The organism is Streptomyces sp. IBSBF 3136, assembly GCF_036815105.1.
Classification (GTDB): Bacteria; Actinomycetota; Actinomycetes; order Streptomycetales; family Streptomycetaceae; genus Streptomyces.
This window is the reverse complement of sequence record NZ_JAJSZC010000289.1, coordinates 1-8,115: the sequence shown is the minus strand read 5'-3', so window position 1 is coordinate 8,115 and position 8,115 is coordinate 1. Positions and strand designations below refer to the sequence as shown.

The window sequence follows — 8,115 nt, the reverse complement described above, 5'->3', positions numbered from 1 at the left end:
TGCCGACCGACGGATTTGAGAGGGCTTGGTTAAACCCCGGGGGGGTTTTTGGTGAGGGTCCGGGGTCCCCGGACCGTCACCATCACCCCCGTTGCTATGCCACCGCAGCCCGGCGGGGCCGCGGACGCAGCGCGACGGCGGGCGTCAGGGGCACCACGTCGAACCGGCTGCGGGCGCAGTCGACCCGGCCCCACAGTCCGTCCGGCCCGGACACCACCAGGCGTTCGACGCCGTGACCGGCGAGGGTGGCCATGGCAGCCGGCCACCGCACGGTGCGCACGACACCGTCCAGCAGCAGCCCGCGTACGCCCGACGCCGTCTCCACGACGGTTCCGTCGTGGTCGCCGACGATCGGCAGGCGCGGGTCGCGCAGGGCGAGCCGGCTGACCAGTTCCCGCTCGATGGTGTCGCGCAGCGGGGCGAACACCGAGGCGTGCATCGGCGGCCGCATCGTGTACATCGGCAGGCCGCCCCGGGCGCGCACGGCGGTGTGCAGCCAGTCGAGACGGTGTTCGCGCACCGACAGCATCCAGAAGTCGTCGTCGACGTGGCAGGCGATCTCGTACCACTCCCCCGCTTCGTCCAGCTCCCGCAGGATCTCGGCGAACCGGGGTTCGGGGGTACGCGCGAACGACTGGGTCACCACGTCACCGTGGTTCTCGGCGAAGTACTCCTCGACGCAGTCGTTCCACCGGGCGGTCAGCCAGACCGCCTCGGCGAAGTCGAGGGCTCCGGCGTACACGGCCGCGGCGGTGTCGCCGAAGCTCGCGCCGACGCAGAGGGCGGGCCGGAGGTCCAGCGTGTCCTCGGCCCAGTGCGCAAGGGCCAGGCAGGTGACGAGGAAGGACACCCGTTCACCGGCGGAGTACGCGCGGTCCGCCTGGCGGTAGCGGTCGAGGGTCGAGTAGCCGAGGGTGTCGTCGGCGATGTCGGTGAGCCGCCGGGCGACCGGGTTGATCAGCAGGAACTTGCCGAGGTCGGCGAACGGGCTCTGCCGTATGCCGGGAAAGGCGATCGCGGTCGCCGGGTCGCCGGCGCTCACCGCAGCGCCGATGCTTCGGCGGCGGGCCGCTCGCTCAGGATCTCGCGGGCGATGGCCTCGACGTAGTCGGTGATGGTGACGTCGTGGTCGAGGTACGGCACCAGCTCCCTGGTCCGCTCGTACAGCCGGCGGGTCCCGCTGGACAGCGCGTCCGCGCCGCCCCGGATGTCGACCGCCTGGCACGCGCACAGCAGCTCGAACGCGACGACGTACGTGGCGTTGTCCAGTGCCTCGCGGGCCTTGCGGGCCGCCACGAAGCCGAAGGAGACGATGTCCTGGAAGTCGCCCGTGCTGGTCAGCGACTGTATGGACATGGGCATCGCCATGGCCCTGGTCTCGGCGGTGAGCGACGCCGTCATGAACTGGCCGCCCATGAGCCCCAGTCGCAGGCCCGGGTTCTCCCGGCACAGGAAGGCCGGCAGGCCGTTGCTGTTGCTCTTGTCGAGGAATCGGTCGATCCGGCGGTTGGCCAGGTTGGTCAGGGTGGCCAGCGAGATGACCAGGTGGTCCATGGCCATGGAGACGTACTGGCCGTGGAAGTGGCCGTTGTGGAAGACATCGTTCTCCTCCGGCACCACCAGCGGGTTGTCGTTGGAGGAGTTCAGCTCGCCCTCCAGGGTGGCGCCGACCTGCTTCATGCTGTCCAGGACCGGGCCGAGGATCTGCGGGGTGCAGCGGATCGAGTAGGCGTCCTCGATGGGCTGCGAGGCGTGCTTGGCCGCGTCCTCCTCCATCTCACCGGCGAGCACGGTCTCGGTGTCGAGTTCGTTGACCGCCATCGACGAGTCCTTGAGGAGGTCCCAGAGCCGTTTGGCGATCTCCCGCTGGCCGAGGTGCGGCTTGAGTTCGTGCACCCGGGGGTCGAACGGCTTGGTCATGCCCCGCAGGCCCTCCACGGACAGCGCCGACACCGTCAGGTAGGTGTCGAGCAGCCTGCGGGCCCGGGAGAAGACGAGGCTGCCGAGGCCGACCATGCCCGACGTGCCGTTGATCAGCGCCAGGCCCTCCTTGAAGCTGAGGGTCATCGGCTCGATGCCGGCCTTGGCCAGGGCGTCGGCCCCCGGCAGGACCTCCCCGTCCAGCCGGGCCCTCCACTGCCCGACCCCCACCAGGGCGATGGCGGCGAGCGGGCCGAGGTCACCACTGGTGCCCAGCGAGCCCTTCTCCGGCACACAGGGGACGATGCCCGAGTTGTAGACCTGGATCAGCTTCTCCAGGTTGGCCGGGGAGATCGCCGAGTTGCCCCGGGACAGCGAGACGATCCGGGAGAGCATGATGGCGCGGACCGTGCGGTCGTCGAGGTGCTGTCCGACGTTCGTGGCCACCGCGTTGATCAGGTTCTCCTGGAGTTCCCGGGCCATCGACACGGGCACCAGCCAGTCGACGAAGCCACCCATGCTGGTGTTCACGCCGTAGATGACCCGGTCGTTCTCGACGAACTTCTCGAGGGTCTCGCGCGAGGTGCGCACGCGCTGCCACACCTCGGCGTCGAGCTCGACCGGGTCGTTCCCGGCCGCCGCGGCGTCCAGTCGGGCCAGGGTGATCGACTGGTTGGCCTTGATGGTGAGTGTCATGAGAGAGGCTCTCCTGGGGTCTGGTGATCACGTCCCCGCGATGACAGGGCAGGCGAGCCCCAGTCAAACCAGCCACGCTGACGCGGTGCACCGCCATCGCCCCCTATGCGCGCCCCGGATCCCCCTAACCGTGCCCTCCGCTACCGTTTCGGCGGTCGTCGCCCACGCGCTCGATCAGGACGAGGGCCGCGTCGTCCTGCTGCCGGCCGCCCCCGTGGCGGACGAGGTCCGCGCGCAGCGTGTCGAGCATGGCGGGGCCGGTCAGACCGGTCCAGTGCCGCAGCCGCTGCGCCAAGGGGTAGAACGTGCCGTCACCCGCACGGCACTCGGTGACGCCGTCGGTGTACAGCAGTATCCGGTCGCCGGGCCGGAAGCGGGCGGTCAGCACCTGATGTCCCCTCTCCGCGAGGTCGCCGAGGCCGAGGGGAAGGCCGCTCGTCGGCGGCGTGAGCGGGACCGTGCGGCCCGAGCCGCGCAGCAGCAGCGGCCGGGGGTGGCCGAAGCGGACGACGCGCACCACTTCCTCGTCGGGGATCTCCACCACGACGGCGGTGGCGAAGCACTCGGAGAAGGTGTTCGTCGCGCGCGCATGGCGTTGCGCGCCGGCCTCCAGGCGTTGGGCCAGGTGGTTCAGCGACCTCTCGGTGTGCGCGGCCTCCCGGAAGCAGGTCAGCAGCGCGGCCGCGGCCTCGACGGCGGGCAGGCCCTTGCCGCGGATGTCGGCGACGAGCACCCGCACCCCGTGGGCCGTGTCCAGGCACTCGTAGGCGTCTCCCCCGATGCGGGCCTGATGGTGTGCGGCGAGGTAGACACCGTTCAGGCGTACCGGCCCGAGGCGCTCGGGCACGGGGCGCAGCACCACGCGCTGCGCCGTCTCGGCGATCAGCCGGACGTTGACCAGTTCCCGTTCGCGGCGCATTCGCACGGCTCCCGCCTCCAGGGCCGCGACGGACACGGCGACCACGCAGAGGATCGTCACGCGGAACGGGGAGTCGACCAGCCAGCCGTTGCACCAGGCGATCAGCGTGGCGACGAGACCGGTGAGCAGACCCGTGCAGACGATGCCGGTCAGGGTGCAGGTGGCGGCGGCCAGCGCGGGTACGGCCGAGAGCACGGGGCCGAAGCGGGTGCGGAACGGCGCCCAGGCGTCCAGCACGGCCGCGGCGGTCAGGGCGAGGAGCGGCAGGGGGGTGCCGCGCAGCGCCTGCTCGAACCGGCCGCGAAGGCGGGGTGTGCGTATGCGCCGTACTTCGGCCACGGGTCTCTCCTGTCACTGCGGCCCCAAGCCGGGGTGTTCCAGAGTCGTCCGCGTGTACCTGTGCCGGGCATCCACCAGGTGGCTGACGCGCCGGTGGAAAGTCCGATTCGTGAGTCCGGTGGAACGCCGGAACCTGGCGCCGGCGTGGACGGGCCCGCAGGCCCGTTCCGGTGATCACGTCCGTGAATCCTCGTTGCGTCGGCTCGGCGTACCGCTGCGTGTGGTGTCGTTCTTCCGCTCGTCCATCCGCGCCCGGGCAGTCTGCCGGCCCGCCCCGGTGCCCGTGCGACGGACAAGGCGGGGAACGGAAACGGAGACCAGTGGATGGTGTGTTCAGCGGCCGTGCTGTCGTCGGCGGGTCAGACCTGGACCGCCGAGGACACGTGGCTCCTGATGGTCGTCGGCGTGTCCATCGCCGTCGTCGTCCTGCTCATCAGCTGGCTGAGGATTCACCCCTTCCTCGCCCTGACGGTGAGCGCGCTGACCGTCTCGCTGCTGGCCGGGGAGTCCGCCCAGAAGGCCGTCGTGTCCTTCACGACCGGCCTGGGCCGCATCACCGGTTCGGTGGGCGTGCTGATCATCCTGGGCGCCGTCCTCGGCCGCATGCTGGCCGACTCCGGTGGTATCGAGCAGGTCGTCGGCACGTTGACCCGCGCGGTCCGGCCGGAGCGGCTGCCGTGGGCGCTCACGCTGGTCGCGGCGCTCATCGGTCTGCCGATGTTCTTCGAGGTCGGCTTCGTGATGCTGATGCCCCTGGTGCTGCAACTGGCCGAGCAGACGAACTATCCGGTGCTGCGGGCGGGCATGCCGGTGGTGGCGGGTCTGGCCACGGTGCACGCGCTGGTCCCCCCGCATCCGGGGCCGCTCATCGCCATCCAGGCGGTGCACGCGCCGGTCGGGCTCACCATGCTCTACGGCCTGCTCGTGGCCGTGCCGTCCGCCATCGTCGCCGGGCCCCTGTTCACCGCCTACATCTGGCCCCGGGTGCCGGCGCACGTGCCCGCCGCCGCCACCGCCGCCTTCACCACCGGACCGCACCACGACGGCGCGGCAGGCACCGGCTCCGCCACGGAGGACGCCGGGCGTCCGCGCAGGCTGCCGAGCCTCTCGGTCACCATCGGCACCATCCTGCTGCCCATCGTCCTGATGACCCTCAAGGCCGTCTACGACAGCATGCCGAAGTCCCACGGCAGGCTGTACACCGTCGTCGAGTTCCTCGGCACGCCGATGATCGCCCTGCTGGTCACCGTGTTCGTCTCGCTGTTCACCTTCGGGTACTCGCTCGGCTCCAGCCGCCGTCACGTCCAGGCGTCCCTGGCCAGGAGCTTCGCGCCCGTCGCGGGTGTCATCGTGATCGTCGGTGCCGGTGGGGGCTACTCCCAGGCCCTGCAGGACACCGGTGTCGACCGGGCCGTCACCCTGGCGGCGGGCCACCTGCACATCCCGTTGCTGCTGCTCGCCTGGCTGATCGCGGCCCTGATGCGGACCATCGTGGGTTCCGGCACCATCGCCACCATCACCGCGGCGGGCATCGTCGGCCCGCTCTCGCACGGGCTGGCGCCCGCCGAGGCGTCCCTGCTCGCGCTGGCCCTGGGCTCGGGCGCCGCCTTCGCGGGGCACGTCAACGACGCGGCCTTCTGGATGGCCAAGGAGTACTTCGGCACGTCGATCGGTGGCACGCTCCGCACCTGGACGGTGTCCCACACCCTCCTCTCCCTCACGTCGTTGGGTTGTCTGCTGCTGCTCAGCACCGTGGTGTGACGCCGGCTCAGCCCGGGAAGCGTCCGGTGGACCGCAGGGACCAGCGGCGCTCGGCGTAGGCCAGGTCGTCGTGCCAGAGGCGCCCAGCGGCCTGCCGGACCAGCGGAGCGAGCAGCGGGCCGGCGCGGCGGGCCAGGGCGAATCCCGGGCGTCCGGAGGCGGCCACGACGGCTTCCACCACGGCGGTGCGCGGAGTGCCCGTCGCGTCGTGTCCGAGGGGTGTCGCGTGGGTCTCCACGACGGAGCCCTCGCCCTCGCCGTCGGTGATGCGCATGACGACGGTGCGCGGTCCGGGTGCGGTGAACTCCGCGCGTACGGGCACGACGAGCCGTCCGGCGACCTTGAAGGAGACGTCGACCGTGAAGGCGTCCGGCACGTCGCGGCCGTCCGGCGGGCGCGGGGTGTCGACGACGGCGAGGTCGACGAAGGAGTACGGGTGGAACCAGGCGCCGTGCCAGGGGTCGAGGCGGTTGGCCACCACGTCCTCCGGCTCGCATCGCCCGGTCCCCGTGTAGACGGCGACCAGCGCGCGGCCGGGTTCGGGGCGGGCCGGCACCGGTGGCAGGGTGGTGGGTTCCTCCCCGCCCACGTCGTCCAGGCGTACCCAGAGCAGCACTCCGTCGTCGTGCGCGGGCCAGGGCTCCCAGCCGGCGAACGGGGCGCCGTCCAGGGCGAGACCGTGCCAGTGGCACACCAGGGTGCCGCAGCGCACCGGGCTGTCCCGCAGCGGCGCGCCCAGGTGGGGGCAGACTCCGGGTCCGGCGACCAGGTCGCCTCGCGGGTCGCGCCAGAGGACCACCTCGTGTCCTTCGACGGTACGGGCCACGGGGCGGTCGGCGCGCAGGTCGCGGGAGGCGCCGACGACGTACCAGTTGCCGCTCGGCCGGGCCTGTGCACGCTTGAGGGCGTCGGCGATCAGTGCGGGCCGTGCCTCGCGCCAGGTCGGGCGCTGGCGTTCCCAGGCCACGGGGGCGCGGCGCAGGCGCAGGGGCAGGCGGCCGCGCCTGGGGGGACCGGCGGGTGTCACGTGGCCTCCTTGGTGCGGGTGGTCGACGGTGCGGTGGTGCCGGGGGTGTCCGGCGGCCTTCGGCGGGTGGCGAGGCGGGCCGCGGTGACCCCGAGCAGGCCGTCGGCGGCGGTGAGGGCGCGGCGGCGACGGGGCACGACCGCGCGGCGGTGCAGCACCGCCCAGCCGTCGGCGGCGACGGCGTCCAGGATGCCGCGGTAGAGGACGAACGCCGTGCGGATGCAGGGCCGGGTGACGGGGTCGAGCATGGGCACGCCGGGCGCCGCGCGGCGGTAGGCGGCGCGGGTGAGGGCCTCGAACGCGCGGAGCGCGGAGACGACGCGCTTGTCGGTGCGGCCGGTGTCCCGGCAGTGGCGGAGCAGGTCGCGGTCGACGCCGTGCGCGGCGAGCAGGTCCTGGGGGACGTAGATCCGGCCGCGGTCGAGGTCCTCGCCGACGTCCCGCAGGAAGTTGGTCAGCTGGAAGGCGACTCCGAGTTCGGCCGCGTAAGGTGCGGCCTCCTCCCGGGGGACGACGGTGCCGAGGACGGGGACCATCTGCAGGCCGATCACGGCCGCCGAGCCGTGCATGTAGGCGCGCAGGGCGTCGTGGTCGGCGTACTCGGTGACGGTCAGGTCGCTGCGCATGGAGCCGAGGAAGTCGGTGAAGTGGCGGTGCTCGATGCCGTAGCGGCGGCTGGTGTCGGCGAGGGCGACGGTCACCGGCGCTGCGCCCGCGCCGCCGGCGAGTCCGTGGGCGAGGTCGTCGCCCAGCCGGTCGAGCGCGGCGGCCCGCTCTCGTGTCCCGTCGTCGGCGAGGCGGCGCAGGTCACCGTCGCAGACGTCGACGATGTCGTCCGCGTGGCGGGCGAAGCCGTACAGGGCGTGCACGGCGGGGCGCCGGCCGGGCGGGAGCAGCCGGGTGGCGAGGAAGTAGGTGCGGCCGTGGCGTGCGTTGAGCCGGCGGCAGTGGGTGTAGGCGTCACGCAGCCGCGGCTCCGTGATGCCGGCGGCGTCCAGTTCGCGGGCTGTCATCGTCGGGCTCCTCGCGTCGTCGGAGCGGGCCGGCCGGTGGTGGCGGCGCGTGGACGCGGCCCGGTGATGCGGGCGGCCGCGAGCTTTCCCGAGAGCAGGACGGGCGGCACGCCGACGCCGGGGGTGGTGCCGCACCCGGCGAGGACGGCGTTGGCGGAGCCGCGCACCAGGTTGCGGGGGCGGAACGGGCCGGTCTGGCCGAACGTGTGCGCGGCGGAGAACGGGGTTCCCGCGGCGTGTCCGAGCCCGGTCCAGTCGGCGGGGGTGACCAGGCATTCGGTGTCGATGGCCGAGGCGATGCCGGTCAGGCCCCTGCGGTCCAGTTCGCGCAGCAGGCTGTCGCGGTAGCGGGGGGCGAGGTCGGGCCAGTCGACGGCGCCCGGGCCGATGTCGGTGTTGGGGCAGGGGGCGAGGACGTAGTGCAGGTGGCGGCCGGGTGG

6 protein-coding genes and 1 pseudogene are annotated in these 8,115 nt (G+C 72.7%); 1 reads left to right on the top strand and 6 read right to left on the bottom strand.

Annotated elements, in window-relative coordinates; translation table 11 throughout:
• Window positions 1-94 precede the first annotated feature (94 nt).
• The 3 genes from V7E45_RS36330 to V7E45_RS36320 form a co-directional block, all read right to left on the bottom strand.
• Window positions 95-1,042 (bottom strand): ACP S-malonyltransferase, encoded by a 948-nt coding sequence (locus tag V7E45_RS36330; RefSeq protein ID WP_333778544.1) that lies wholly within the window; start codon window positions 1,040-1,042, stop codon window positions 95-97.
• Window positions 1,039-2,616 (bottom strand): phenylalanine aminomutase (D-beta-phenylalanine forming), encoded by a 1,578-nt coding sequence (locus V7E45_RS36325; RefSeq protein WP_333778543.1) that lies wholly within the window; start codon window positions 2,614-2,616, stop codon window positions 1,039-1,041. Before V7E45_RS36325 ends, V7E45_RS36330 begins: the two co-directional genes overlap by 4 nt.
• A 124-nt stretch (window positions 2,617-2,740) precedes the next feature.
• Window positions 2,741-3,874 carry a PP2C family protein-serine/threonine phosphatase gene (locus tag V7E45_RS36320; RefSeq protein ID WP_333778542.1) on the bottom strand — a complete coding sequence of 378 codons (1,134 nt, stop codon included), beginning with the start codon at window positions 3,872-3,874 and terminating at the stop codon, window positions 2,741-2,743.
• A 324-nt stretch (window positions 3,875-4,198) separates the two neighbouring features.
• On the opposite strand from V7E45_RS36320, the gene V7E45_RS36315 reads away from it, so the two are divergent.
• A complete protein-coding gene (locus V7E45_RS36315; protein WP_333778541.1) occupies window positions 4,199-5,635 on the top strand; it encodes a GntT/GntP/DsdX family permease in 1,437 nt (478 codons plus the stop codon).
• Between the two features lie 7 nt (window positions 5,636-5,642).
• Here V7E45_RS36315 and V7E45_RS36310 read toward each other — a convergent pair whose 3' ends face one another.
• From V7E45_RS36310 to V7E45_RS36300, 3 genes and pseudogenes are all read right to left on the bottom strand, one after another.
• Window positions 5,643-6,662 carry a DUF5914 domain-containing protein gene (locus V7E45_RS36310; RefSeq protein ID WP_333778540.1) on the bottom strand — a complete coding sequence of 340 codons (1,020 nt, stop codon included), beginning with the start codon at window positions 6,660-6,662 and terminating at the stop codon, window positions 5,643-5,645.
• Window positions 6,659-7,675 carry a phytoene/squalene synthase family protein gene (locus V7E45_RS36305; protein ID WP_333778539.1) on the bottom strand — a complete coding sequence of 339 codons (1,017 nt, stop codon included), beginning with the start codon at window positions 7,673-7,675 and terminating at the stop codon, window positions 6,659-6,661. Before V7E45_RS36305 ends, V7E45_RS36310 begins: the two co-directional genes overlap by 4 nt.
• Window positions 7,672-8,115 (bottom strand): annotated as a pseudogene (locus V7E45_RS36300) (phytoene desaturase); the annotation flags it as partial. The gene V7E45_RS36305 and the pseudogene V7E45_RS36300, both read right to left, overlap by 4 nt.